25 protein-coding genes, 1 tRNA gene and 4 pseudogenes are annotated in these 25592 nt (G+C 67.6%); 19 read left to right on the top strand and 11 right to left on the bottom strand.

Features of this window, described 5'->3' with window-relative positions:
• From A5787_RS10150 to A5787_RS10140, 3 genes are all read right to left on the bottom strand, one after another.
• Positions 1-1347: LCP family protein (locus A5787_RS10150; protein ID WP_082977149.1), on the bottom strand; the 1347-nt coding region annotated here is incomplete at its 3' end.
• Between the two features lie 343 nt (positions 1348-1690).
• Entirely contained in the window at positions 1691-2104 is a 414-nt protein-coding gene (locus A5787_RS28090) for an integrase (RefSeq protein WP_231993919.1), read from the bottom strand.
• Positions 2082-2324 carry a hypothetical protein gene (locus tag A5787_RS10140; protein WP_066965464.1) on the bottom strand — a complete coding sequence of 81 codons (243 nt, stop codon included), beginning with the start codon at positions 2322-2324 and terminating at the stop codon, positions 2082-2084. Before A5787_RS10140 ends, A5787_RS28090 begins: the two co-directional genes overlap by 23 nt.
• A gap of 133 nt (positions 2325-2457) precedes the next feature.
• Between A5787_RS10140 and A5787_RS27685 the strand changes: the two genes are divergently transcribed.
• The 3 genes from A5787_RS27685 to A5787_RS10135 are packed head-to-tail and all read left to right on the top strand — an operon-like array spanning position 2458 to position 3711.
• Entirely contained in the window at positions 2458-2607 is a 150-nt protein-coding gene (locus tag A5787_RS27685) for a hypothetical protein (protein WP_197507062.1), read from the top strand.
• A 33-nt stretch (positions 2608-2640) separates the two neighbouring features.
• A complete protein-coding gene (locus A5787_RS27680; RefSeq protein WP_197507060.1) occupies positions 2641-2787 on the top strand; it encodes a hypothetical protein in 147 nt (48 codons plus the stop codon).
• Positions 2788-2835: 48 nt separating this feature from the next.
• Positions 2836-3711: an alpha/beta fold hydrolase gene (locus A5787_RS10135; RefSeq protein WP_197507058.1), complete on the top strand. Its 876-nt coding sequence runs from the start codon at positions 2836-2838 to the stop codon at positions 3709-3711.
• 12 nt (positions 3712-3723) lie between these two features.
• Here the strand turns inward: A5787_RS10135 and A5787_RS10130 are convergent, their stop codons facing one another.
• Entirely contained in the window at positions 3724-4212 is a 489-nt protein-coding gene (locus A5787_RS10130) for an SHOCT domain-containing protein (protein ID WP_066965449.1), read from the bottom strand.
• 102 nt (positions 4213-4314) lie between these two features.
• On the opposite strand from A5787_RS10130, the gene A5787_RS10125 reads away from it, so the two are divergent.
• The 8 genes from A5787_RS10125 to A5787_RS10090 all read left to right on the top strand — a co-directional run bounded on the left by A5787_RS10125 (position 4315) and on the right by A5787_RS10090 (position 13146).
• The gene (locus tag A5787_RS10125; protein WP_066965446.1) at positions 4315-4962 is read left to right on the top strand and encodes a S1 family peptidase; all 648 of its coding nucleotides are present in this window, start codon (positions 4315-4317) and stop codon (positions 4960-4962) included.
• An 83-nt stretch (positions 4963-5045) separates the two neighbouring features.
• Positions 5046-5516: a lipoprotein LpqH gene (locus A5787_RS10120; protein ID WP_066965443.1), complete on the top strand. Its 471-nt coding sequence runs from the start codon at positions 5046-5048 to the stop codon at positions 5514-5516.
• Positions 5517-5556: 40 nt separating this feature from the next.
• A complete protein-coding gene (locus A5787_RS27675; protein ID WP_066965459.1) occupies positions 5557-6459 on the top strand; it encodes an MAP_0585 family protein in 903 nt (300 codons plus the stop codon).
• A 93-nt stretch (positions 6460-6552) separates the two neighbouring features.
• On the top strand, positions 6553-7338 hold the full coding sequence (locus A5787_RS10110; RefSeq protein ID WP_066965440.1) for an enoyl-CoA hydratase: 786 nt from the start codon (positions 6553-6555) through the stop codon (positions 7336-7338).
• 149 nt (positions 7339-7487) lie between these two features.
• A complete protein-coding gene (locus A5787_RS10105) occupies positions 7488-9821 on the top strand; it encodes a hypothetical protein (protein WP_066965437.1) in 2334 nt (777 codons plus the stop codon).
• A gap of 134 nt (positions 9822-9955) precedes the next feature.
• Positions 9956-11296: a PE domain-containing protein gene (locus A5787_RS10100; RefSeq protein WP_066965434.1), complete on the top strand. Its 1341-nt coding sequence runs from the start codon at positions 9956-9958 to the stop codon at positions 11294-11296.
• Between the two features lie 109 nt (positions 11297-11405).
• Positions 11406-12344 (top strand): alpha/beta hydrolase, encoded by a 939-nt coding sequence (locus tag A5787_RS10095; RefSeq protein WP_066965431.1) that lies wholly within the window; start codon positions 11406-11408, stop codon positions 12342-12344.
• Positions 12345-12390: 46 nt separating this feature from the next.
• Entirely contained in the window at positions 12391-13146 is a 756-nt protein-coding gene (locus A5787_RS10090) for a DUF732 domain-containing protein (RefSeq protein WP_066965428.1), read from the top strand.
• A 307-nt stretch (positions 13147-13453) separates the two neighbouring features.
• Here A5787_RS10090 and A5787_RS10085 read toward each other — a convergent pair whose 3' ends face one another.
• A complete protein-coding gene (locus A5787_RS10085; protein WP_197507056.1) occupies positions 13454-14230 on the bottom strand; it encodes a DUF4383 domain-containing protein in 777 nt (258 codons plus the stop codon).
• Between the two features lie 159 nt (positions 14231-14389).
• Here A5787_RS10085 and A5787_RS10080 point away from each other — a divergent pair, with 159 nt between their 5' ends.
• From A5787_RS10080 to A5787_RS10070, 3 genes and pseudogenes are all read left to right on the top strand, one after another.
• Positions 14390-14620, top strand: a complete 231-nt coding sequence (locus A5787_RS10080; protein ID WP_066965423.1) for a deoxyribodipyrimidine photolyase — start codon at positions 14390-14392, stop codon at positions 14618-14620.
• 182 nt (positions 14621-14802) lie between these two features.
• Positions 14803-14878: transfer RNA gene (locus A5787_RS10075), tRNA-Thr, on the top strand.
• Positions 14879-14917: 39 nt separating this feature from the next.
• A pseudogene (locus A5787_RS10070) lies at positions 14918-15318 on the top strand (HNH endonuclease).
• A gap of 67 nt (positions 15319-15385) precedes the next feature.
• Here A5787_RS10070 and A5787_RS10065 read toward each other — a convergent pair.
• A complete protein-coding gene (locus tag A5787_RS10065; protein ID WP_066965420.1) occupies positions 15386-16114 on the bottom strand; it encodes a hypothetical protein in 729 nt (242 codons plus the stop codon).
• A 158-nt stretch (positions 16115-16272) separates the two neighbouring features.
• Between A5787_RS10065 and phoP the strand changes: the two genes are divergently transcribed.
• On the top strand, positions 16273-16992 hold the full coding sequence (phoP, locus tag A5787_RS10060) for a two-component system response regulator PhoP (protein ID WP_066965416.1): 720 nt from the start codon (positions 16273-16275) through the stop codon (positions 16990-16992).
• 23 nt (positions 16993-17015) lie between these two features.
• Positions 17016-18474: pseudogene (locus A5787_RS10055) on the top strand (sensor histidine kinase).
• On the opposite strand, the gene A5787_RS10050 reads toward A5787_RS10055, so the two are convergent.
• Positions 18446-18850, bottom strand: a complete 405-nt coding sequence (locus tag A5787_RS10050; RefSeq protein ID WP_066965409.1) for an HIT family protein — start codon at positions 18848-18850, stop codon at positions 18446-18448. The pseudogene A5787_RS10055 and the gene A5787_RS10050 overlap by 29 nt on opposite strands.
• A gap of 94 nt (positions 18851-18944) precedes the next feature.
• Between A5787_RS10050 and A5787_RS10045 the strand changes: the two genes are divergently transcribed.
• Both A5787_RS10045 and A5787_RS10040 read left to right on the top strand, forming a co-directional pair.
• Positions 18945-19601 carry a dihydrofolate reductase family protein gene (locus A5787_RS10045; RefSeq protein ID WP_066965406.1) on the top strand — a complete coding sequence of 219 codons (657 nt, stop codon included), beginning with the start codon at positions 18945-18947 and terminating at the stop codon, positions 19599-19601.
• Between the two features lie 114 nt (positions 19602-19715).
• On the top strand, positions 19716-21149 hold the full coding sequence (locus A5787_RS10040) for a hypothetical protein (protein WP_066965403.1): 1434 nt from the start codon (positions 19716-19718) through the stop codon (positions 21147-21149).
• Positions 21150-21249: 100 nt separating this feature from the next.
• Here the strand turns inward: A5787_RS10040 and A5787_RS10035 are convergent, their stop codons facing one another.
• The 4 genes and pseudogenes from A5787_RS10035 to A5787_RS10020 all read right to left on the bottom strand — a co-directional run.
• A complete protein-coding gene (locus A5787_RS10035) occupies positions 21250-21675 on the bottom strand; it encodes a ketosteroid isomerase family protein (protein WP_066965400.1) in 426 nt (141 codons plus the stop codon).
• Between the two features lie 17 nt (positions 21676-21692).
• Positions 21693-23693: an FAD-dependent oxidoreductase gene (locus A5787_RS10030; protein ID WP_231993918.1), complete on the bottom strand. Its 2001-nt coding sequence runs from the start codon at positions 23691-23693 to the stop codon at positions 21693-21695.
• Between the two features lie 19 nt (positions 23694-23712).
• Positions 23713-24840: an NDMA-dependent alcohol dehydrogenase gene (locus A5787_RS10025; protein WP_066965398.1), complete on the bottom strand. Its 1128-nt coding sequence runs from the start codon at positions 24838-24840 to the stop codon at positions 23713-23715.
• Between the two features lie 139 nt (positions 24841-24979).
• Positions 24980-25411: pseudogene (locus A5787_RS10020) on the bottom strand (nuclear transport factor 2 family protein); the annotation flags it as partial.
• On the opposite strand from A5787_RS10020, the pseudogene A5787_RS26530 reads away from it, so the two are divergent.
• Positions 25404-25592: pseudogene (locus A5787_RS26530) on the top strand (nuclear transport factor 2 family protein); the annotation flags it as partial. The pseudogenes A5787_RS10020 and A5787_RS26530 overlap by 8 nt on opposite strands.

The raw sequence follows: 25592 nt of genomic DNA, 5'->3' as shown, positions 1-25592 counted from the left end.
GGTGGCATCGGTGATTCCGGACTTGATGCTGCCCGGCGCCACGCACGCCGCGCGCAGTCCCTGCTTGGCGTATTCGACGGTGGTGGCGGTCGGTTCACCCGAATTGCGGTCGCGCACTTGGCCCGCGGTGTAGCCGTGCTTCTTCAGGGCGCGGGACACCTCGGTGGCGAGCCCGCTCATGCTGCCGGCATTGATCACGTCGACGACGGTAGACGGGCTGGGTTTGGCGGCGGTGGTGGCGGGCGTTGTCGACGGCTGCGGTGCGCCGATCGCCTCGGCCACCTCGGCCTTGATGGCCGCCGGGTCGATGATGTTCACGTCCTGGCCGTCGATGTTGTCGTAGCGCACGACGGGCAGCGTCCGGAATTCGACGTTGCCGTTGGAGAACAGCGTGCCCAGGCGCTGAATCAGGTCCTCGTCCCAGCCGGACGACAGCACGACATCCTTGCGCGCCACCGCCATCAGGCTCTTGAGCTTGTCGATGTTGGTGAAGGTGCCCGAGGCCTGCAGCTCCTGCATCACCGACGAGATGAACGCCTGCTGCCGGTGGGTGCGGTCCAGGTCCCCGTTTTCTAGGCCATGCCGCTGCCGGACGAACGAAAGCGCTTGGGAGGCATCCAGTCTCTGCCGCCCGGCCGGGAAGTCGGCGCCCGAATACGAGTCGTAGACGGCGTGATTCAGGCAGACGTCCACGCCGCCCAGCGATTGGGCCAAGTCGTAGAAACCGGCCAGGTTGACCTCGGCGAAATAGTCGATCGGGACGCCGGTGAGGCTGCGCACCGCGCGCAGGGTCGCCGCCCGGCCCGCCTCCCGGCCCTTGGTCTCGAGTTCCTTTTGGGTGATGGTGCCCTGATTGGCGAGCTTGTTGGCGACGTATTGCTTGGTAAGCCCGTACGCCTCTTTGATTTTGATGTGGTTGTATCCGGGGACGCCGTTGAACGCCACCCAGTCGTCGCGGGGGATGGAGAAGGCGACGACCTTGTTGTCGGCACCGATGTGCACCAGGATCAGCGTGTTGGTGTTGTAGCCGCCGTCGTCGGAATCGCCGGCATGCAAGTGCTTGAGGATCGACCACGGCAGGTCGTTGCCGTCCTGGTCTTTGCGCGAGTCCAGCCCGATGAGCAAGATGTTCATGTTGTCGCCGCTGGAACGCGGGTCCTCCGGGGACAGCGCGTCGGAGACGGTGATGCCGCCCAGCGCCCCGTGGGCCACGTAGTACCCGGCCGCGGTCATCAGGACGGCCCCCACCGACACCAGCGTCATCAACCCACGCGTCAGTCCCTTGCGAACGCGCGACGGTCGGGTGGCGGCCCGATGGCGATGACGGGCACCGCCGGAGCGTGCCATCAAAAACCTCGTCCTGTTACCAGCGCACCACCCGTCACCGCATCGGCGGTTTGCGGTGATGTCGCTTGCAGCATGCCGTCAATTATGCGGTAGCTTGCTGTGATCCCCCCAATTAAGCGGGTTGATGTAATCAGGCTCACCTGCCGAAAACAACGGGGTATCGTCGCGTCGATTCGCCCGCTACCAGCGGCTTTGCGCGCTGTTGGCAGGTCCGCCCGGCGCCGTCGTGCCGGGATTGAACCCAACCCGTTACCGAGCTGACATTCAACGCCGAGTTGTTGCGCGAAATTTGCGGTAATTCGGCCCACTGTCGGCGTTCGCGACGCGTGTAGCCGAATGTTATTCAGCAATATGGATATTCGATGTGCCATCGGCCGTTCACGTAGTCGGCCCGATACTGACCGCCCAGTTGAGGATTCGCATCGCGGATGACACCGGAACCCCCGGCGTACGGCGCGAAACCCGGCGGATCCCAGGTGACGGACTGGGGGTTGGGCGGCAGATCCGGCGTGCAGGTGAGCTGCTTGTTGACGTAGCCGTCGACGATCCTCTGCTCGGCGGTGGCTTGGTCGCCGGCCTCGGGCGCCGGGTCGGCGGGGCAGGAAGACGCTGCGCCGCAAAGGGTTTGGCGTGCGTCGACGAACGTCATACCGTTGGCGGGAGCGCAGGACATCGACGCGACCGTCACGAGCAGTACCGCTGCCGCCTGAACCCGCATGGTGACCTCCAGCTGTCTATCGGGCGCTGACCAGGTCATCGCCGGACGCGTAATACCAGCGAATGTTCGAGCCGGTGACGATCTCCGCGAGGTAGACGCCGACCGGTTCGACCTCGTAGTAATAGTGAACGTTGCCCTGCGGGTCCACCGCCGAGGTGCACGACAGGCCGGGCGCGCCGCACCGTTGCTTCACCGGTATCGCAAGCACGGCGATGAACACCACGACCGCGATCGCCACCGTCAGCGCCACGCTGTTCAATCCACGGCGGGTCCGGGCGGGCGGCGTCACGTCTGGGAGTGTATGCGCCGAATCGGGCCTTTTTGGGCTCCACACCGTTTCGAGGGCGGGGGTCGGCGGGTAGGCCGATGGGAGCCCGATTGGAGGACTCACCATGGCTGACACAGAGGCTCCGGAGCCGGGCACTCCGGGAGAGACGCCCGAGCGCCTGACGCCGGCTGAGCCGCCCGAACGGCTCACGCCCGCGGAACCGCCGGAGCGACTGACTCCCGCGGAGCCGCCCGAGCGCCAGATGCCCACCTGACGGACCTGCACCGATCACGAATGGAGATAGCGCATGCGCGCAGAAGAAGGCGACGAAACGGTCAAGGATTACGCCGTCGAGGGCAAGCAAGCACTCGGGCGGATCAAGGACTCCCAACGCGAGGGAAGCCCAGTTCGCCGGTTCCTCCGGCGGATCGCCAAATTCTTCGGAGCGGACTAATCCCCACGGAACCGCCGGGAGATTGCGAGATCGTCTTACTATCTTCTGGTGACGAGCGCACCTGAAACGTTTTCGACCCGCGGGAGCGGCGGGGTTCGCATCGTCGCCGATCGCCTGGGCGATCCCAGAGCGCGCGCCGTGGTGTTTCTGCATGGCGGCGGGCAGACCCGCCGCTCGTGGGCCAAGGCGGCGGCGGCGGTCGCCAAGCGCGGCTGGCAGGCCGTCACGATCGACCTGCGCGGCCATGGGGAATCCGACTGGTCGAGCGACGGCGACTATCGCGTGGTCAGCTTCGCCGCCGACGTGCAAGAGGTGTTGCGTACCCTGCCGCCGCAGCCGGTGTTGGTCGGCGCGTCCCTGGGCGGCTTCACCTCGATGCTGCTGGAAGGCGAGCTCTCACCGGGCACCGCCAGCGCCGTCGTCCTGGTCGACATCGTGCCCAACATGGAGCAGTCCGGGGCGACCCGCATCCATGACTTCATGTCCGACAAGGTCGAGTCCGGGTTCGGCTCACTCGAAGAGGTGGCGGACGCGATCGCCGAATACAACCCGCACCGGCCCCGGCCCACCGACCTGGACGGCCTGACCACCAACCTGCGCCGCCGCGGCGATCGCTGGTACTGGCATTGGGATCCGCAGTTCATCAGCGGCGCGGCGCCATACCCCCCGTTCGAGGTCACCGACCCCGATCGCATGCACACCGCCGTCGAGGCGATATTGCGCAACGGCGTGCCGATGCTGCTGATTCGCGGCCAGGTCAGCGACCTGGTCAGCCAGGAGCGCGCCGACGAGTTCCTCGCGCGCTTCCCGCAGGTCGAGTTCACGGATGTGCGCGGCGCGGGCCACATGGTCGCCGGCGACCGCAACGACATCTTCGCCGAGGCCGTCCTAAATTTCCTGGCCCGGCGCGTCGACGCCGGCTGACGCGCGTTTCGCCTACTGCCCGAGCAGTTTTCGCTTCCGAGCTTCGTACTCGTCGGCGGTGAGGTCGCCGCGATCCCGCAGGTTCATCAGTTCGGTGAGCCGGTCCACCGGATCCCTGGCCTGTTCTTCCAGCCAACGCTCGCGCATGGCGAAAGTCGCTTGCTTGGCCGCGTTTTGGGCCTCGGGGGAGCGATCCAGCATGACCTTGCTCTGATCGGAAGGGTCGTAGAGCACCGCGACCATGGTGTTCAGCCAGGGCCGTTCCGCCTCCCAGAGCCAAGCTTCGATTCTGGCGTCGAACGCGGGTGCACCCTCCGGCTGAACCCGAACCGTCATCGTCCACAGGTCCGGTGTCGCTTGGGTGGGCGGGGTCTGATAGAACGGGTCGTCATTTTTGTAGAGGCCAGACATGGTGCGGCGGGTGGACAGCACGGTGGCCAGGGCCGCCTTGCCGTGCCGGCGTAGCTTGCGCTCCAGCCGGCGGCCGCCGATACCGAACACGCGCGTCCTCCATTTCGAACCGGATAACCCTACGGCCAACGACGTCGAGCCGAACCCAGGTGCTGCTGTTAACATGCTGCCCTACACAAGAAGAGAGGCGGCGTGAGGTTGGGTTGGTTGCGAGGGTTGGGGGCGATCGCTGCCGTGGTCGTTGCCGTGACGGCGCTCGCGCACCCCGCGCTGGCCAACCCGGGGGTGGCGCCGGGCATCAAGGTCGAGGATGAAAACAGCTCGTGCACAGCGGGCTTCGCGGCCCAAGGAAATGACGGCAGCTATTACCTCATGACCAGTGGGCACTGCGACCACCACGACGATTCGGTATGGACCTACGGGAGTGACGTCCCGCTCGGGAGGATCACGGCTAGCGAGCAAGAGGGAGACACGAGGGACGCCGCGATCATCCATCTCAACCCGAGCGTCGGGGCGCCCGACGGCCACGTAGGTGGCAAGTATCCGGTCCGGGATGTGTTGAGCGCAACGCAGATTCAGGTCGGCATGCCGTTCTGCAAGATCGGCGCGGTCACCGGGGAGACGTGCGGGACCGTCAAGGACGTGGAGAACGATGTCGTCGAGACCAGCGTGTACAGCCTCAACGGCGACAGCGGCAGTCCCGGGTTCGTGAAAAACCCGGACGGCACCGTCAGCGCCGTGGGCCTGCTGATGTCTTCGCCCGACGGGGATGATTACACGACGTACTTCGCGCTGGTGAACCCCCTGCTCGGCAGATGGGGCCTCCGCGTACTGCCCTGACCACCGGGTGGGTGAGAACAGACGTTTGCGAATGGTAAGAACGGGGAAAAGGTAGCGAACCAGCGACACGAAGGGGAGCAGTAGTGAAGCGTGGGATCGTGGTCGGCATAGCGGGCGTGGCCTTGGCGGTCGCGGCGTGTGCCGGTTGTTCGAGCAACAAGTCCAGCACTGGAGCGTCATCGAGTTCGGGGGCGCCGGCGGCGTCCGGCCCCCAGCTCACCGTCGATGGTCAGAATCAGAACGTCAGCGGCCAGGTCACGTGCAACACGGCCAATGGCGTGGTCACCATCGGAATCGGTGACGCGACAGCCGGAATCGGCGCCGTGGTCAGCACCGACAATCCGCCGATTGTTCACTCGGTCGGGCTGGGCAGCGTCAACGGGGTCGCGCTAGGTTTTTCCGACGCCGCGCCGAACCAGGCCAGCAACGCGGGGGCCGCGGTCAACGGCAAATACTACGCGATCAAGGGCACGGCGACGGGTACCGATATGAGCGACCCGCAGCAGCCGAAGACGGTGACCAAGCCATTTGAGCTGGACGTGACCTGCCCGTAGTGCGGGCGAAGACATCCAAGAGGGGACGCATTCCATGTCGATGAAACGCATTGCCGGGGCGGCGGCGCTCGTGGCCGGCCTCGGGATCTCCGCACTGAATCCGGGATTCGCCAGCTCCGCGCCGCTGGATCCTCCGCCGCCATGCCCGAACTGCCACGGCGGGGGCGGCGGTGGTGGCGGCGGGGCGACGCCCGCCCCGCAGAACCCGCCGCAGACGCAGGCGCCGAGCACGCAAAGCCAGCCGCCGGCCACCCACAGCACCGAGCCGCCGGCCACCCAGAGCCAGCCGCCGGCCACGCAGAGCACCCAGCCGCCGGCCACGCAGAGCACCCAGCCGCCGGCCACCACCCAGCCGCCGGCCACCACCCAGCCGCCGGAGACCGAAAGCACCCACCCGTCGTGGACGCGCAGCAGCGAGCCGTCGAGTCCGGCAAGCACGCAGCCGGGCGGGCAAACAACCCCGCCGAGCGCGCAAACCACGGCCCCGGCGAGCGGGCAAACCACCCCGCCGTCGGGGCGTGAGGCGCGCCCGGCGCTCAATCCGCCGAGCACGCAGCCTCCTCACCCGGCCTACGTTCCGCGCCGAGACCTGGTCACGGCCAGCGCGGAAGTAGGCGGCCCCGCGGGTAACGTCCAATTCAGCATCGTGGGCCGCGGCGCGCCACCGCCGCCGCCGGCGCGCGGGTGGGGCTGGAGCGACGGCCCGGCTCCGCACCGCGCCCCGCCCGGCTGGTATGGCCCGCCGCCGCCCGGCGGCTGGGACGGTCCGCCGCCTCCCGGTGGCTGGAACCGCCCGTGGGCCGGCCCGCCGCGCGACGTCGTCTACGCCCGGTCCGATTTCGGCCCGTTCGAGTACAACACCTTCACCGTCTTACCGGTCTTCAACTGGTATTACGGAGGGTGGGGTTACTGGTTCTTCGGCGTCTGGGTCCCGCTGTACTGACGCCCTCGAGCCCTTTGTGAAAGCCGCCCCGGCACGCGTCGGGGCGGCTTCCACCTGTTGGACCGTGTCGAGAAGCGAGGTCGGGAAGGGCGCATGGACACCGCGGACACGCGATTCGTCAGGCTCGGCCGCGACGGCGGCGTGGTCACGCTCGAGCTGATCAACTCCAAACCGCTGAACATCCTCGGCACCGGCGCCATCGAGGAACTGACACGCGCGTTCGCCACCGTGAGCCAAGACGGCGGCGTGCGGGTGGTCGTGTTCCGCGGAGCCGGTGAGCACGCGTTCATCGGCGGCGCCGACATCAACGAGATGGTCGCCCTCGATCCGTCCAGCGCAGAGGTGTTCATCCGCCGACTGGCGGGCCTGTGTGAGGCGATTCGCGACTGCCCGGTCCCCGTGATCGCCCGGCTCGCGGGTTGGTGTTTGGGCGGCGGCCTGGAGGTCGCGGCGTCCTGCGATCTGCGGATCGCCGAGTCGGGCGCCCAATTCGGGATGCCGGAAGTGGCGGTCGGCATCCCGTCGGTGATCCATTCGGCGTTGCTGCCGGCGCTCATCGGGGCCTCGCACGCGGCGTGGCTTCTGCTCACGGGGGAAACGATCGACGCCGACACCGCCGCCGCCTGGGGCTTGGTGCACGAGGTCGTCCCGGCCGACGCCCTCGACGCCCGGATTGCCGAGCTTGCAACGAAATTCATCGGATTCGGCCCGCAAGCGGTCCGGCAACAAAAGCGGCTACTCAACAGCTGGTTCGACATGACGGTGCACGGGGCGATCGAGGACAGTGTCGAGCAGTTCGGTCTCGCATTCCTGACGGGGGAGCCGCAGCATCACATGCAGGCGTTCCTATCGCGTAAGAAGGGTAAAAGCCGGGCATAGCGGCGACAAACTACGGCCGCGAAAGTGCAACTACCGGCGCGTGGACTCGGGAAACGTGTCGGTAGTTGCACTTTCGCGTTCAATAGTGCGCTGAATTGACCGGCAAACCTGCGGCAGTAGTCTGATCTCGAGTTCGGAAGGGGGGTGGTATGCAGCTCGAATACATAAGCATTCCAGGGCTTATCGCCGCCGCCGGCGGTGATCCCTGGGCGATCAATCAAAGCCTGCAAGCCGGTCGCCCGGGGCAGATCTCCGCTCTAGCCGGCGCTTTTCACGGCGCGGGCAGATCCACCGCCGAGGCCGACGCGACGTTCGAGCAGGCGCGTCGCCGCTTCGAGGCGGCCTGGACTCACGAGAATGGCGACAATCCGATCAACGACTCCGCTGAAGTGCAGCGCACCGCTCAGGCGCTGGGGGCGCAGTTCGAGCAGTTGCCCAAGATCGGGGCTCATCTCGAAGAGGTCGCCGCGGCCTTGGCCGAGGCGCAAAAAGGCGGCAAGGCAACGATCTCGGCCCTGGAAACTTCGCTGCACGAACTCGACGACTTGATCGCCCAAGCCGTAACTATGAAACAACACGTGAAAACGGACGAGGATCGGCACGCGCTCGACGAATTCATCGATTCTTGCGAGAACGGCGCGGTAGACGTCACCAAAAGGGCTGTGGGGCGCCTGCATTCCATCCGCGGCACCTATTCGCAAATCCTGCAGAGCGGGCAGTCAAACCTGGCCACCGACGGATATGACCCCGCCCGGGTTTGGGGCGCCGACGGCCATGAGGCGGAGACACCGGACACCGCCGAACGAGACGTACACAATGCGCTCGGGGGCGATAAGGGTGCGGCCGCGCGAGTCAACGGGGTGCTGGGCACCATCACCCCCGACCAGCTCGCCGGCAAGGCGCCGTTAAACGCCCAGCAGGCAGCGGTTTTGAGTCAGCTGCAGGCTCAGGAACATGGGATGACCGTCCCCCAGCTCCAAACCGCCGAACAACGCCTCGGGGTCCAGAAGAACATGGTTGGCGACTCGTTGCAGCTGATGAGCAACCCGAGCCTCACCTTCCCCGCGACTCCGCTGGTTAAGGGGGCCAAGCAGGGGTCGGACACGCTGAAGGGCGGGTTTTCTCAGCTGCCGCAGAGCGTGCAGAACACGCTCACCGGCAACGAGTCGTCTCGCTGGTCCGCCGACGATATGGAGTCGATCGCGAAGATCGTCGGCGACGGAAAGCCGGCGCTGCAGCACGGCACCGAACTGGACAAAGCGATGCTGGACTGGGGCGCGCGCGAACTCCATGAGGAACTCCCGCACGGGCAGCTCCTCGACCACAGCCTGCTGCACGGCGACCAGCGCAGCGTCCTCGACGACGTGTTGCGGTCGGCGGGGCGAGATCACCTGCGGGTGACCGACTTGATCACCGGCGGCGGTCACGATCAGTTCCTGTCCGACGTCACCCACAATCGGTGGGACGACGGCGGCAAGGCGGTCGGCTCGTTGTTCAGCTGGACGGAGGACCCAACCGGGGCGGAAGCGGAGATCGCGGGCAGGACCGCGCATTCCTATGCGACCTATCTGGGCCAGCACGTCGGTGACCTCCTGAAACTGCCGGACGGTTTGGGCACCACGACGCTGGGTGGCGCGAACCCCGGCCTCGTGCAGTCGTTCGCGCACGGGCTGGCGCCGTACATCCCCAACATCGCGGGCGAACACAACGACTTGTCGCAATTCTTCGGCACCCCGGACTCCGCGGAGAACCAGGAGAACGATTCCTGGCCGGTGGCGAAGGGCATCTTCTCGGTGTTGAGCACCGACAAGACGGCGTCGGACTACTTCAACGGCGCCGCCGACCGCGACATCATCCAAGCCGACAGCCGGTTCGCCCAGGCCGTAGGCAACCACGTTCCCGACCTGATCAACCACGACGAGGGCCTCAAGTACGCGGCCCGGTTGAAAGGCCTCGTCGACGTCGGCACCTTCAACGCGTCGAACTCCGACGCGATGGCCGCATACAACCTGAAGAAATCGGCCTACGAAGTTCTCACGAAGGGCGGCAGCTTCGGCGTGGGCGCGCTTCCGGTCCCGGGAGCCGGAATCGTCGGCGGCGGAGCGGGTCTCATCGGCGCGGCCATGGAGCACGACATCGTCGGATCCCCGCCGACCACGCCGTCGATCCCGGACCTGCCGCACACCGCGCCACCGCGGCTCGTGCTCGACGGATTCCTGGCGTCCGGGCAACCCCTCAACGGGCTGGGACCGGAGTTCTACCGGCCGGTCGATCCGCAGCAGCCCCACGGCCCGATGCGGATCGCCACCTACGCCGAAATGCCCCAGGCGTGGCGGGACGCCCACCCCGTCGAAAGTTACGACAGCGACTTGTCGAGCGCGCTCGGCCGGACGCTCGGCAACGACACCGTGACGCGGGTGGACGATGACATCGCGACGTACTACAACAACGTCGTGCACAACCCGCAGCCATGGAAAAAGTGACGACGGGCTGAACCCCTCGTCGACGGGCGCGGAAGTGCAAACCGCGATGCTCGTTTTCAATTCTGTCGATACGCGTATTTTTTTGGCGCTGAGCTTCATGATGACGGGTACGCAGGAGCACCGGGGGGTGGGCGATGTCGTTGATGGTCGTGGTGCCGGACGTCTTGGAGGCGGCCGCGGCGGACGCCGCGCAGATCGGTTCGGCGGTGAGCGCCGGCAATCTGGCCGCGGCCATCCCGACGACCGAACTGGCTGCGGCGGGCGCCGACGAAGTGTCGGCGGCCATCGCGGCGTTGTTCGGCGCCCAGGCCCAGGAGTATCAGGCGGCGGCGGCGCGGGCGGCGACGTATTCCGAGCAGTTCGTGCGCACTCTGAGCGCGGCGGCGGCGTCGTACGGGGCCACGGAGGCCGGCATCGCCGCGTCGATGCAGGGACCGCTGGCCGCGGCCACCGCCGCGCCCCTGGCCGGTCCGATTCGCGCGATCGAACAGGCCTGGGACAACAGCCCCCTCGGACAGGCGCTCGCGCCGATCATCAACGCGGCCATCGGCGGCACCGGCGGCAACCAGCAGTCGATCGTCGTCGACTTCGTGCGGCACGGGCAGTCAATTGGCAACGCGGCCAACCTGATCGACACGGCCGTGCCCGGACTTCCGCTCACCGCGCTGGGCCAGCAACAGGCGACCGCCATCGGCACCGTGCTCGGGGCGCAAAGCAACTTCGCGGGGGTTTTCGAGTCGCAGCTGACCAGGGTGCAGCAGACCGCCTTCTTCGCCGGCATGACCAACGCGTCGATATTGCCCGGGCTCAACGAGATCAGCGCCGGCATTTTCGATGGCGCACCGGACATCAGCCCCCAGGGCCTCATGTACCTGGTCGCCCCGCTCGCGTGGACGCTCGGATTCCCGATGGTGCCGATGCTTGCGCCGGGCTCGGCCCACATCAACGGGATCGTTTTCGACCAGGGCTTCACCAACGCGATGCAGACGATGTACGGCACCGCCATTTCGAACCCCGTAGTGAACCCTGCCAACGGCCACGTCACCGACGTCGGGTTCTCCAGCGAATTCGCGATCGAGGTCGGGACGCTGATGAACGTCAACAATCCGAATCCCTTGCTGATGCTCACACACCCGCTGCCCAACACCGGCGTGGTCGTGGTGCAGGGCAGCCCGCAGGGCGGTTGGACGATGACCAGTTGGGACGGCGTCCCCGTGGGTCCCCCGACCCTGCCCACCAAGCTGTTCGTCGACGCGAGGAGCCTGATCACGGCGCCGCAATTTGCGGCCTGGAACAGCTGGGCGGCCCTTGGCACCGGCGATCCGACGACCATCGTCAACGCGATGCAAAACGGCGTCGACGAGGTAGCCGGTGCGACGCTGCACTTCCCGATCGCGGTGGCCCGAGACCTGGTGCATGCGGTGACCCACACCAGCATCAGCGGGTTGGCGACCGAACTGACGGGCCTGATCTGACAGCGTGTGACGACTGAGCCCACCACGGCTGGTGCATGTCGCCGCCGGGGGGTCGCCGCCGTCCAGGGACTATCTTGTCGTTGGCGACATTCGAAGCAAGGTGGGCCAGATGACGTATGCGTTCGACCCGGAGCTCGCTGCCGTGGTGCCGCTGCTCCCCGACCTCGACGGCGCCGATCCCGCGGCGATGCGGGAGTCTCTGTCGGCGATGATCGCCCAATTGCCGGCCCCGGACCTGACCGGCGTGGACTGCGAGGATCGCCTGATCCCCGGCGGCCCCGGCGACCCCGAGGTGCCGATCCGGATCTACCGGCCGGCCGAACGCGGCGCGGCCGCGGCCGTCTACAGCGTGCATGGCGGTGGGTTCATCGCCGGCGACCTGGAGACCGAACACGCCGGGAACGTCGGGCTCGCGCGCGCGCTCGGAGTCGTGGTCGTTGCCGTCGATTACCGGCTCGCCCCGGAGACACCGTTTCCCGGGCCGCTCGAGGACGTCTACGCCGGGCTGGTGTGGACCGCGCAGCACGCCGCCGAGCTCGGGGTGGACCCGCACCGCATCGCCATCCACGGCGTCAGCGCCGGCGGCGGGCTGTGTGCCGCGCTGGCACTGCTGGCCCGGGATCGCAAGGGTCCGCACATCGCGTTCCAATACCTCGGGGTGCCCGAGCTCGATGACCGGCTCGCCACCCCGAGCATGACCGCCTTCACCGACACCCCGCTGTGGAGTCGCCCGAAGGCCGTGGCCAGTTGGGAGTTTTACCTCGGCGCGGGCCGGCCCGGCTCCGACGACGTTTCCATCTATGCCGCACCGGCTCGCGCGACCGATCTGGCCGGCCTGCCGTCCGCTTACATCTCGGTGATGCACTTCGACCCGCTGCGCGACGAAGGCATCGCCTACGCCCAGGCCCTGCTGGCCGCCGGGGTGACCGTCGAATTGCATTTGTTTCCCGGTACTTTCCACGGTTCGGCCCTCATCCCGGACGCGGCGATCTCACAGCGCGAGGGGGCTGAGGCGATCGCGGTGTTGCGCCGGGCGCTCGCCTTGTAGGTCGCGCGGGTTGTGAGAACGTCGTCGCACCATCAGACTGGCTGATATGCGCGATCGCGAGACGATCGACTCAGAATTGCGGCGCATCGCTGCCGGGCGCCGGTCGATCCGTGAGCAGGGCGGGCAGCCGTCGATCCGAGAGGTCGACGACCTGCTCGACGAGCGGTTGGGCGACCGCCCGCCCGCAGCCGCGACCCAGGTTCTCGCCGACCAGCGACGCGCCACCCGTGCCTACGCGCCTTTCAGCCGCAAGCGCGTGTTCCGCCGTTTCGGCCTCCTCGCGGGCTTGCCGCTATCCCTGATCGCCGGTGCCGCCGTGGTGGTGGTGATGTCCGGGGCCCACCACCCCGAGCCGGCCGCCGAGCCGGCGGCAGTTCCGCCGCCGTCCACCGTGCGACCCAGCCCGGCCGCGCCGGCAGCACACGCCCCGCAGCTGGACATCGTCGACAGGGCGTTCATCGGCGCGTTGAAACACGACGGCGTACCGTTTCCCGACGCCGAATATGTGACGACCCATGGGCACGCGGTCTGCGACTTCCTCAGTCACCAGCCCGATTTCGCGGAGGCCATCCGCTTTGTGCAGGGATCGACGATTTGGGACGCCAACCAGAGCGCGAACTTCGTGGCCGGCGCCGTCGTGTCGTACTGCCCTCAGTACGAACAGGCAAGCCCGGGGGAGCTACAGCCGGGCCTCGAGAAGACTCTCTCTGATCTGCACGACGTGCAGGGTGACCTGCAGGGCATCCAGGGCGATTTGCAAAACATCCGCGACGGCCTGCCCGCCCTCCCGGGCCAACCGTGATCCGTCACGGGTCGGGTGGGGACGGAGGAGGAGTCCATCGCTTGCCGTCCGTCGTCCATCCGCACGGCAGGTAGTTGAGCTGCGGGGGCTGGCCGTCGAATGTCAGGCACCTCGGTGTACCCGGCGGCGGTCTGGGCGTCGGCGATGGCGTGCCGGCGTGCGCGACGGTCCCGCTGAGCATCAAAGCACCAACGGCAACTGATACCGCGACTAACTTCCGCATCCGAGGCCCCGGTAGCGCTACGACCGACCAACATCAACGGTAGTCGGCTGTGTCTCCGCGGAACCGTAAAAGTTCCTGCCAGTATCAGCGGCGGCGTATCCAGATGACGATGCCGGCGACGGCCACCAGGAGCGCCACGGCGACGAGGGCCCCGCGTGACGCCACCGGAGTTCGTGCCCGAGCGGCGGGGCGCTTGACGCCTGGCGACGTCTCAACCTCGGGCGCCAACGGCTTTTCTGGTTCATGGCTCTCTCCGGGCCGGCCTGGATGAGCGGCCGGCTCCCGCGCGGGTGTTGATGCACCCGTGCTCACTGGCACAGTCGGTGGCGCGGTGGATGCTTCGATGGTCGGAGGTTGTCGCCGATCGCGGCCGCGGCGCCTGCGCGGCGCCCAAACCTCGTCGCCCAACTCGTCGGGAATCAGCCACATCAGCATCGCGAGGTTGACCACCGCCAGCACACCGTGCAGCAGGACCTCGGCGGCGTGAAACCCCAGCGGCGTGGGTTTGTCGCGCGCCGTGGCGACGCTGCTGACGAACAGCAAGATGGTGTAGGCGACGGCGCTCAGCGCCGTCACGGTTATCGCCGCGCGGCGATTCCAGGAGCAAGCGATGGCCGCCACGCCAAGCGCCAGCAGCATCCCGCTGTACAGCGGGGTCGCGGTCAGGCCGAGAACGGGGGCGCCGGTGGGGCCGGCATGCGGATGCAGGGCCCCCGAGACCAGCCCGGCGATGCCGAAGAGGCTCACCAGGGCGCCCTCGACCAAGAGGAACCAACGCCCGCTGTGGAAACGCCCGGGGTCCATCGGGACCCTGCGCAGTCCCGACGTCAACCCCGGAACATGCCCCGCCGTCACAGGCATCGCGCAACCTCCAGGCCGAAATTCCCGTGGCATTGGCTACCCGCTACCGGCGGGACTACTCCCGCATTCCTCGCATCGGGCTTGGTTGTTTGCCGGTTTGGGTATCTACGGAGTCAGACCGGCGGACTCCCAGACCGTGTCGTTCACCGAGGAGGCATCATGTTGCACAGCATCGTCCTGGCAGCGGCACAACAACCCGAGGCCGCGGGCATGATCCTGAAGGGGATCAAAGGCATCTTCGTCGCAATCGGCAGCGTCATCGCGGCCATCGTGTGCGCCGTCATCGCCGGCATGAAGGGCCGCAGCGCCCTCGGCTGGGGCATCCTCGGCCTGTTCTTCTCGATCCTGACGCTGATCGTCGTCATCGTCATTCCATCGAAGAAATCGTGAGAGCACCCCTGTCAGGATTGAGCTGACGACCGCTCGCGTACCAAGGCGCTCCCTCCGCGAGCGTCCGCCCGACATGACGCCACGACCGCGCTGGCTGGCACCTCCGCAGGCTCGAGTCGGCGCGCAGCTCCGACGGCATCACCCCCGTCGTAGAATCGTCATGGCTCATCGAGCCGGCCCCGGCCGCGTTAGCTCAGTTGGTAGAGCGTCGCTCTTGTAAAGCGGATGTCGAGAGTTCGAGTCTCTCACGCGGCTCCATTCCTGTCGGCACTGAGGAATAGCGTCCGTCTTGTGCCAATGACCTGTCTCGGGTGCGGAGTCGTTGTCGAAGGCCGTCGACCAAAGGTGTTCTGCACCAATGCATGCCAACAGTCACACCGCCGACGCTTGCTCTTGGAGGCCTGGCTCGACACCGGAGTCTGTGGTCGTACGTCCTACCAGGGCCACTACGTCCGGGACTACCTCTATGAGCAGCAGGGGGTTGTTGTGCGATCTGCGGCATCACGGACAAGTGGAACGGCATGACCCTGGCGCTGATCGTCGACCACATCAATGGAGACGCAAGCAACAATCGTCGTGAGAATTTGCGGCTCATTTGTCCCAACCGTGACAGCCAGCTGCAGACGTACAAAGCAAGGAATCGAGGCAGCGGTCGCTACTACCGGCGACTGCGGTACGCCGACGGCCAGTCCTATTGATGCTTCAGCCGCCTGAGCATCCGACTGAGCTGAGGAGGCCGGTAAATCAGGGTGCCAGCCGAGCGGCTCACTCCTCGCTTTCGATGATGCGAGTCGAGCGCACCGACCGCGGCGGCGTCCGCCTTCCGGGGCGGCGGCCGGGGAAAGGAATCCGGTCGGCGATGTTGCTCAACGGGTTGACCACCATGGTGAGACCGATGACGGCGTCCTGCAGAGTGGCAATCGCCGGCTCCAGCGCCTCCATCCCGGGTGTCAGCCGCGCCAGCGTGTCGGCGACGTCGGCGAGCTGGTCCAGCGGACCGCGCTTGGCGGTCAGCTTGTCGATCAGCCCGCCCTCGGCGAGCAGCCGGTCGGCCAGGCCATCCTCCGACAACACCCGCTCGACCAACCCGTCTTCGTCGAGCAGCTGATCGGCCAGCCCGCCGGGCTGCAGCGCGCGCTGCAGTGCGCCGCCCTCGGCGGTCAACCGGTCGAGCACGCCGCCCTCCGACGTCAGCATGTCCACCACGCCGCCCGGGCGCAGCAACCGGTCCAGCGGCCCATCGGGCGCCACGGCGCGGCCGAGCGGCGCGTCGTCGTCCAACAGCCGGGCCAACCGGTTGGCGCGGGTGATCGCGTCGTCCAGCCCGAACATGGACGCCATCGCATGGCTTCGGGCGTCGCTGCCCGCCTCGCCCAGCGCCCGCTTCGCCACGCCGACCGCGGCGGTGGCGACGCTCAAGCCCGCGTCGGCGGCGGCAAGCCCGGCCCGCGCGGGAGCGGTCGCAAGCGACACGATGTCTTTGGCGACGTTCATGCCATCAGAGTCTATTCGCGACACCACCGGTAAATCCCGACCGTTCCAAGGTCATGCGATGATTCCTGGCAGACTGTTAGCAGCCGACTGGCACCCAGCTTTCAGGAATCACACAATAATCGGAAAGGCAACGTTCAAACAAAGGACGGAAGTACCTCATGACAGCGCCAACCTCAAACGACGCCAAACCGGAGGCTCGCGTCCTCGTAGTCGACGACGAGGCCAACATCGTCGAACTGCTCTCCGTCAGTCTCAAGTTCCAGGGGTTTGAGGTCTACACCGCGACGAACGGGGCCCAGGCTCTGGATCGCGCCCGTGACGCGCGGCCCGACGCGGTGATCCTTGACGTGATGATGCCCGGCATGGACGGCTTCGGGGTGCTGCGCCGGCTGCGCGCCGACGGCATCGACGCCCCGGCGCTGTTCTTGACCGCCCGCGACTCCCTGCAGGACAAGATCGCGGGCCTGACGCTGGGCGGCGACGACTACGTGACCAAGCCGTTCAGCCTCGAGGAGGTGGTGGCCCGGCTGCGGGTCATCCTGCGGCGCGCCGGCAAGGGCGGGGCCGAACCGCGCAACGCCCGGCTGACGTTCGCCGACATCGAACTCGACGAGGAGACGCACGAGGTATGGAAGGCCGGCGAACCGGTGTCGCTGTCGCCGACCGAATTCACCCTGTTGCGTTACTTCGTGATCAACGCGGGCACCGTGCTGAGCAAGCCGAAGATCCTCGACCACGTCTGGCGCTACGACTTCGGCGGCGACGTGAACGTCGTGGAGTCCTACGTGTCGTATCTGCGGCGCAAGATCGACACGGGCGAGAAGCGGTTGCTGCACACCCTGCGCGGCGTGGGCTATGTCCTGCGGGAGCCGCGCTGAGCGCGAAAGCGAAGAATGTAGGGATGGCCAACAAGGTTCGACGCGGAGTGCCACTGCGGGTGGGTCTGGTGGCCGCCACCCTGCTGTTGGTGGGCTGCGGGCTGGCCGTCTCGGGTTTCGCCGTCACCTCGATCCTGCGCCACGTGTTGGTCGGCCGGATCGACCAGACGCTGCTCGAAGCCTCCCGCGGCTGGGCGCAGGCCCCGCGGCGCCAATCGCCGCCCCCGTACGAAGGCCCCGACCCCGGTCGCCCGCCGTCGAAGTTCTACGTGCGGGGCGTCGGCACCGACGGCACCCCGTTCACCGCCATCAACGACCGCAACGCCGAACCGGCGCTGCCACCCGACAACGACGTGGGCCAGAGTCCGACGACGCTGCCCTCGATCAACGGCTCCGATATTCAATGGCGCGCGGTGTCGGTGCGCGGACCGCACGGGCTGACGACGGTCGCGATCGACCTGTCCGACGTCCAGCACACCCTGAGCTCCCTGGTCTGGCTGCAATTCGGCATCGGGGTCGCGGTGCTGGTGGTCGTCGGGATCGCCAGCTTCGTGGTGGTGCACCGCAGCCTGCGCCCGCTGGTCGAGGTCGAGCACACCGCCGCGGCGATCGCCGCCGGCCAGCGGGATCGCCTCGTTCCGGAGCGTGATCCCCGCACCGAGGTGGGCCGACTTTCGTTGGCGCTCAACGGAATGCTCACCCAGATACAGCAGGCGCTGGCCTCCTCGGAGTCGTCGGCGGAGAAGGCCCGGCGTTCCGAGGACCGGATGCGACGGTTCATCACCGACGCCAGCCACGAACTGCGCACGCCGCTGACGACCATCCGCGGCTTCGCGGAACTGTATCGGCAGGGCGCGGCCCGCGACGTGTCCATGCTGTTGTCGCGGATCGAAAGCGAAGCCAGCCGGATGGGCCTGCTGGTGGACGACTTGCTGCTGTTGGCCCGGCTGGACGTGCAACGACCCCTCGAACACCACCGGGTCGACCTGCTGGCGCTGGCCAGCGACGCCGTCCACGACGCGCAGGCCATCGACCCCAAGCGCACCATCACCATGGAGGTTCTCGACGGCCCCGGCACACCGGAGGTGCTCGGAGACGAACCCCGGATTCGCCAGGTGCTGAGCAACCTGGTCGCCAACGCCCTGCAGCACACCCCGGAAAGCGCCGACGTCACGGTTCGGGTCGGCACCGAGGGTGACGACGCGGTGCTGGAGGTGGCCGACAAGGGTCCCGGCATGAGCCAGCAGGACGCGTCGCGGGTGTTCGAGCGGTTCTACCGCACCGACTCGTCCCGGGCGCGGGCGAGCGGTGGCACCGGACTGGGGCTATCCATCGTCGACTCGTTGGTGCGCGCGCACGGCGGTGACGTCAGCGTGCTGACCTCACCCGGCGAGGGGTGCTGCTTCCGCGTCACGCTGCCCCGCGTCAGCGATGTCTCCGCGCCGGAGCCGGTTCACGCCAGTTGAGCCAGCGCCGCCTTGATCTTGGTCTGGGCGTCGTCGAGGGATTGCGGTGACGGGTTGCGGTCGACGTTGGCGAAACCGAAGTCGCTCAGGCTGCGGGTGGGGAAGACGTGGACGTGCAGATGGGGGACCTCGAGGCCGGCGATGATCAGGCCGGACCGTTCGGTCTTGAACGCCTTGCACACGGCCTTGCCGATCAGCTGGCTGACCGCCATGACGCGGGCGAACACCGCACCCTCGACGTCCTGCCACTGGTCGATCTCGGCGCGGGGCACCACCAGCGTGTGGCCCGTGGTCATCGGCTCGATCGTCAGGAACGCGACGATGTCGTCGTCCTCGTAGACGAAACGGCCGGGAAGTTCACGGTTGATGATCTTGGTGAAGATCGAAGCCATGGCCCCAGCATATGTTCGGCCACCGATCGATGAGTTTCGCGGGTGCTGACGGTCAGTCCGGATAGGACCCACAACGAAGGAATGAGATTTCGTCATGTCACAGGTGCGCGTGCACAACTTTTCGGTTTCCCTCGACGGTTTCGCTACGGGCATCGGACAAAGCCTGGAGGCACCGTTCGGGCACGCCGGAGGCCGGTTACACGAATGGTTCTTCGCCACCCGGACCTTCCGCGCTATGCACGGCGAAGTGGGTGGGACCACGGGCATCGACGACGCCCTGGCCGGCAGGTGGGTGCCGGGCATCGGCGCCGAAATTATGGGCCGCGGCAAGTTCGGGCCGCAACGCGGCCCGTGGACCGGCGAGGCCGGCGGTGCGGAATGGAAAGGATGGTGGGGCGCCGAGCCGCCGTTTCATACCCCCGTTTTCGTGCTGACCCACCACCCCCGAGCCTCGATCGAGATGGACGGTGGCACCACTTTCCACTTCATTGACGCCAGCCCCGCCGAATCGCTCGCGGCAGCGCGAAAGGCCGCCGGCAACAGCGACATTCGCATCGGCGGCGGACCGTCGACCGTGCGTCAATTCCTCGCCGCTGACCTCGTCGACCATCTGCACATCACGGTGGTACCGATCATCCTGGGGCGCGGCGAGCGATTGTGGGACGGGTTGGAGGGCCTCGAGCAGCGATTCGCGGTGGAATCGGTGAGCAGCCCCAGCGGCGTCACGCACCAGATCTTCACGCGCCGCTAGCCGGCCGCCGCCGGTGTGCCACGCCGTCCCGAGGCCGAATCGTTAGCGTGCCGTTACGGATTCGTTCCGCGACCTCGGGAAAATCACTGTACGCATTCACGGGAGGAGACCTCTGTGCGGTTTCCCGTGGCATTGCTGACCGCGTGCGCCGTGTCCCTTGCCCCCGCCCTTGCGGCCGGAGCCGACGCGCGGGCCGCCGACGCCTGGGGGCCGTTCGCACCGCCCAACCCGTTCATGGCGCCGCTGGGCCTCGCGTCGCTGCACAACGACGCCGAATCATCCGATGCCGGACCGCTTCCCGGCCCCGGCGCCCACCTCAATGCGATCTTCGGCTATCCGCTGCTGGCGGCCTGTCCGACGATCATGCAGGGCACCGACGGCCTGGTGTTGGCTCTGTGCACCAGCGACATCACGCAGACCCCGACGATCTTCCTGATCGATCCCGGCGGCCGCGTCCCAATCTTCGTCCCGTTGGCCAAACTTCAGGTCGCCAAGGGCAGCCTGCTCGGCGGCGTCTACGCCTACCTGGACAACAGCAACCAGGTGGTGATGACCGACGGGACCAACCACCTGCTGCGCATCGCGCACGTGAAGGAGGAGGGGCCGCTGGGCTGTTGGAAGCTGATCGTCACCGAGTCCACCGACCTGTCCGGGGCGATACCGCCCGGCGACAACTCGGTGGGGCTGGTCCCCGACTATGCGGGCAACGTCTGGTTCGCCACCGGTAACGGCGTCGTGGGTGTGGCCAAGACGGGCGGCGGCGTCGCCACCGTGCAGCTGCCCGCCGGCGAGCAGGTGGCGAACAGCATCTCGTCGGCACCGAGCGGTCGCGTCGCCGTGGCCACCACATTCGCTCTGTACGAGCTGAACCTCGGTATCGCCGGCGACCCCCAAATCCTTTGGCGGGCCGCCTATGATCGCGGCCCCGCCCGCAAGCCCGGGCAGCTGAGCTGGGGGACCGGCTCGACGCCGGTGTACTTCGGTCCCGTCACCGGCGCCGACTACGTGACCATCGTCGACAACGCCAGGCCCCAGGTGCACGCGCTGATCTACCAGTCCGGCACGGGCCAATTGATCTGTCAGCAAACGGTTTTGACACAGGGCGGCCCGGGCAGCGAAAACGCGCCGATCGGGCTCGGCAACTCGGTGTTCGTGTCGAGCACCTACGGCTACCCCTACCCCGCAGTCCCGGCGGGCGCGCCTCCCGCGGTTCCCCCGACGGCGCCGTTCGTCGGCGGCATGACCAGGGTCGACATCGATAATCCGGGCTGTCATACCGTGTGGGAGAACAAGGTTCGCAGCGCGGCGCTGCCGCACCTATCCGCCGCGGACGGCCTGCTCTACACCATCACCCGGATCGGGGTCGACCGCACCACGCCGCTCGACCTGTTCGCCTACGGCGTCGTCGACGCGGGCAACGGGGCGCTGTTGTGGCAGCAGCCGAAGTCGATCACCATCCTCAGCGATCCGCTGCAGACCCCGACCATGGTTCTGACGGACCGTCGGGCCATGCAGGGCAACCTCACCGGGCTCGGCCTGATCGGCTGAGCGGATGTGGCTGACTATTTGGACCGCCGAGCGTGGGCCCTACGTACGAAAACTGCCCTGAACTCGGCCGTAGGCCCCACGCTCGGCGGCTTCGACGGCCTCACTCCTGGCCGAACTCCATCATGTCGAGGTTCCAGAAGCCGCGCATGTTGGTGATCAGCCCGGCGTCGTTGACCTTGTAGGTGAACACGCCGCGCACCTTGCTGGTGACCCCGCCCTCAAACCTGCTGTGCAGCACCAGGATATGCGCGATCTCGTCGGGCGAGCTCGACGGGAACGTCTCCTCGCAGGTGATGGTCAGCTGGTTGGCCGCGATGTTGGTGTCGTAGAAGGCCGCGACGCCGTCCTTGCCCCGCACCCCGGTGCCGTCGGGATTGGTGACGGACTTGCCGATCGGGTCCTCGACGACGACATCGTCGGCCATCAGCGCCAGCCAGCCCTCGCGGTCGTGCGCCTGCACGCAGCGCCACGACGATTGCGACGCGGTCAGTGCAGGGGAGGCCTGCGATTGCGCGGTTTCGGTCATTTCTCTCTCCTCTATCTCTAGATCGCGCACGCGGCCCGTGCGCCCTCCTCGGTGGCTTTGCGGATGAGGCCCAGCCCGCTGCAGTCGCCGGCGGCGTGTACCTCGGCACCGGGCATGGCCGCGACCACGCTGTCGAACAAGCTGGTGTCGGGTTGGACCGTCCCGGCGACGACCACGCTGTCGGCGGGCAGCTCGCGGGGCGCGCCGCCGGCGGGCGTAAACACCACGTCGCGCGCCGTGATCCGGTCGATGGCCGCGCGGACATGCACCGTGACGCCGAGCCGGTCGAGGCGATCCATGTGCTCGGTCTTGCGTTTGTTGCCCACCTCGGGGGCAATGTCCTTGCCCTGCTCGAGGATTGACACCTGCCGGCCTCTGCTCGCCAGAAACTCGGCGAGTTCGAGGGCGACCAGGTCACCGCCGACGATGGTGACCCGCCGGCCGATCGGCATCCACGCCCGGGTGGCGAGCCGAAACGCGGCGGGGCGCACCAGTCGCTCCCGCCAGCCGGCGAACAACTCGCGCAGCCCGGGCCCGGTGCGCACGTGCGGTAGGTCGGCGCCGGGGATGGCGGGCACCGCGACGCGGCCGCCGGTGGCCACCACCACCGCGTCGGGTGCCGACCGGACGATGTCGTCGGCCGAAACACGGCGTCCCACATGAACTGTCGCGGTGCTGAGCCTGATCTCGTCGCGCAGGTAGTGCAGGAACGGCTGGTTTTCCGGGTGCAGCACCGCCGCCCAGCGCAAAGCCCCGCCGAGCTGGCCGCTGCGCTCGAAAAGCGTGACGCGGTGGCCGCGTTCGGCGGCCACGCGGGCGGCCTCCAGCCCGGCCGGTCCGCCCCCGACCACCACCACCCGCTTGGCCCGGCTAGCGCGGGTGGCGGCCAGTTCACGCTCCTTTCCGGTGCGGGGGTTGACGGCGCAGTCGACGGAAAAGCGTTGTTCCATCGCGTCGATGCAGTTTTCACAAGAGATGCACTTGCGCACCCGGCGCGCCTGGCCCGACCGCAACTTGCGGGGCAGCTCGGGGTCGGCCAGCAGCGGGCGCCCCATCGCGATGAAATCGGCGCGGCCCTCGGCCAGGATCCGCTCGGCCGCAACCGGGTCGTGGATGCGGCCGACCGCGATCACCGGCACGTCGACCACCTGTTTGACCGCGGCCGCCGCACCGACGTTGACCTCGTCGCCGTCGTCGGCGCCGTTGACCATCCCCGTGACGAGCCGGTCGATCACCCCGCCGCTGACGTGAAACGCGCTCACCCCGGCCGCCACGAGTTCGGGTGCCAGCCGCGCGGTTTCATAGATCGGACGGCCTCCCGCGACCCGCTCGTAGCCGGAGATGCGCAGCGTGATCGGCAGCGCGTCGCCGATCTCGGAGCGAATCGCGGCCAGCGCCTCGACCACCACCCGCGCCCGGCCGCGCGCCGAGTCGCCCCGGTAGTCGTCGGTGCGCCGGTTGCGTTGGGGGGCAAGGAAAGACCCCAGCAGCATGTAGCCATGCGCGGCGTGCAGCTCGATGCCGTCGTAACCCGCCTCGGCGGCGCGGCGCACCGCGGCCTTGAACAGGTCGAACACCTCGCACAGCTGCCGCTTGCTGATCTCGGCCGACGGCCGCCCCGTCAGGTAGGACGGAATCACCGACGGCCCAACGGAGGTGACCCCGAACATCTCTGGCCCCAGACCGTCGGGCCCGGCGTGCACGATCTGGGGCTGGATCTTGGCGCCGTGTTCGTGCACGGCCTCGACCAATGCCCGGTGTGCCGCCACCGCGTCGTCCGTGGCCAGGTGCAGGCCACCGGGCGTCTCGGGGTGATGGTGGTCGACCCCGGTGGCGCCCACCGTGATCAGGCCGACGCCACCCTCGGCGCGGGCGGCGAAATAGTCGCGGGTGCGCGCCGATGGCAGCCCGTCCGGGGTGCCGTACATCGTCTCCATCGGAGACATGACCACCCGGTTGCGCACCGTCATGGCGCCGATTCGTCCCGGCGCCAGCAGGTGTGGGAAGCCGGTGCTCACCGGCGAATCTGCGGTGGACTTACCGATCGGCGTCGGTGTAGCGGATGACGCCGCGAATGTTCTTGCCCTCCAGCATGTCCTGGTAGCCGTCGTTGATCTGCTCGAGCTTGTACTGGCGGGTGATCATGTCGTCCAGGTTGAGCTTGCCGGCCTTGTACATCGACAGCAGCTGCGGGATGTCGTACTGCGGGTTGCCGCCACCGAAGATGGTGCCCTGCAGGTTCTTCTGCATCAGGGTCAGCATCGCCAGGTTCAGGTTGACGTTGGTGTCCAGCAGGCTGCCGATGGCGGTCAGCACGCAGGTGCCGCCCTTTTGGGTGATGTTCAGGTAGTTGTCGATGTCGGCACCGTGCAACTCGCCGACCGTCACGACCACCTTGTGGGCCATCAGGCCGTAGGTGACCTCGGCCATCCCCATCAGCGCGGCGTTGAGGTCGGGGTAGACGTGCGTGGCGCCGAACTTGAGCGCCTGGTCCCGCTTCCACTCCACCGGGTCGATCGCGAAGACGTAACGCGCGCCCGCGTTGACGGCACCCTGCAGCGCGGCCATGCCGACGCCGCCGACGCCGACGATGGCGACGTCTTGGCCCGGCCGGATGTCGGCGGTGCGCACCGCCGAACCGTAGCCGGTGGTGACGCCGCAGCCGACCAGGGCGGCCACCTCGAACGGCACCGACGGGTCGATCTTCACCACGGAGCTGCGGTGCACGACCATGTACGGCGAGAAGGTGCCCAGCAGCGTCATGGGGAAGACGTTCTGGCCGCGGGCCTGGATGCGGAAGGTGCCGTCGGACACCGCGGCGCCGCCCAGCAGCCCGGCGCCCAGGTCGCACAGGTTGCGCATGCCGGCCTGGCAGGTCGGGCAGGACCCGCAGGACGGGATGAACGACAGCACCACGTGGTCGCCGGGGGCGATGTCTTCCACGCCCGGCCCGACCTCGGTGACGATGCCGGCGCCCTCGTGGCCGCCGAGCACCGGGAAGCCCGCCATCGGGATGCCTCCGGTGACCAGGTGGTGGTCGGAGTGACACATGCCGGCCGCTTCCATCTGGATCTTGACCTCATGCGCTTGCGGGTCGCCGATCTCGATTTCCTCGATGGCCCACGGCTGGTTGAACTCCCAGATCAGAGCACCTTTTGTCTTCACGTTGGACCTGACCCCATTTCGCCTTTGAAGTGAGACTGCCCGACCCGTCTTGCCTGGCAGCAGTGGTGACGAGTGCCACAGGGCACCCTTGTCGCGCCAGCATAGCGCGTGCGACAAATCAAATGCTTGGTTGGTCCCGTCACCAGATCGGCGCCGGAGCCTCACCGAGCGGGTAGTAGCCCGGCAGCTTCTCGCCGGCGATGCCGCGCTCGATCCGGCGCTGCATGCCGGCGGACAGATCGCCGGACTCGATCAGCTTGGCGAACATCTTCGCGACGTGGCCGAAATCGAAGAAGTCCCGCTGCCACTCGATGAGCTGGTCGCCGTTGAGGCGGAACCAGCTGCCGCCGATCCCGTAGATCTCGTCCTGGGTGCCGTCGGTCTTGTTGACGATCTGCTTCCAGAAGCCGACGATCTCGCCCTGCTTCTCGTCGATGAGCACCTTCTGGTACTCGTACACCCAGTTCTCCAGGCCCTCCATCTCCATGCCGAGGGCGATATCGCGGATCTCGTCGACGCCGACGCACATCACGTCTTCCTTGGGGCCGATGTTCCAGCCGTAGGTGGCGTCGCATTCACGCGCGGATCTCGAAGCATGGGTCGACCGCTGGCTGCAGGCCAACAAGGACTGCGAAAAGGCCGGTGACTGGAAGCCGCTGGCGGACTTCTACACCAGCGACGCCACCTACGGCTGGAACATCGGCCCCAAGGAAGACGTGATGTGCGTCGGCGTCGACGAGATCCGCGATATC

Origin of the sequence: Mycobacterium sp. 852002-50816_SCH5313054-b (assembly GCF_001667185.1) — a bacterium.
Taxonomy (GTDB): domain Bacteria; phylum Actinomycetota; class Actinomycetes; order Mycobacteriales; family Mycobacteriaceae; genus Mycobacterium.
This window is presented reverse-complemented; position numbering and strand designations above follow the sequence as displayed.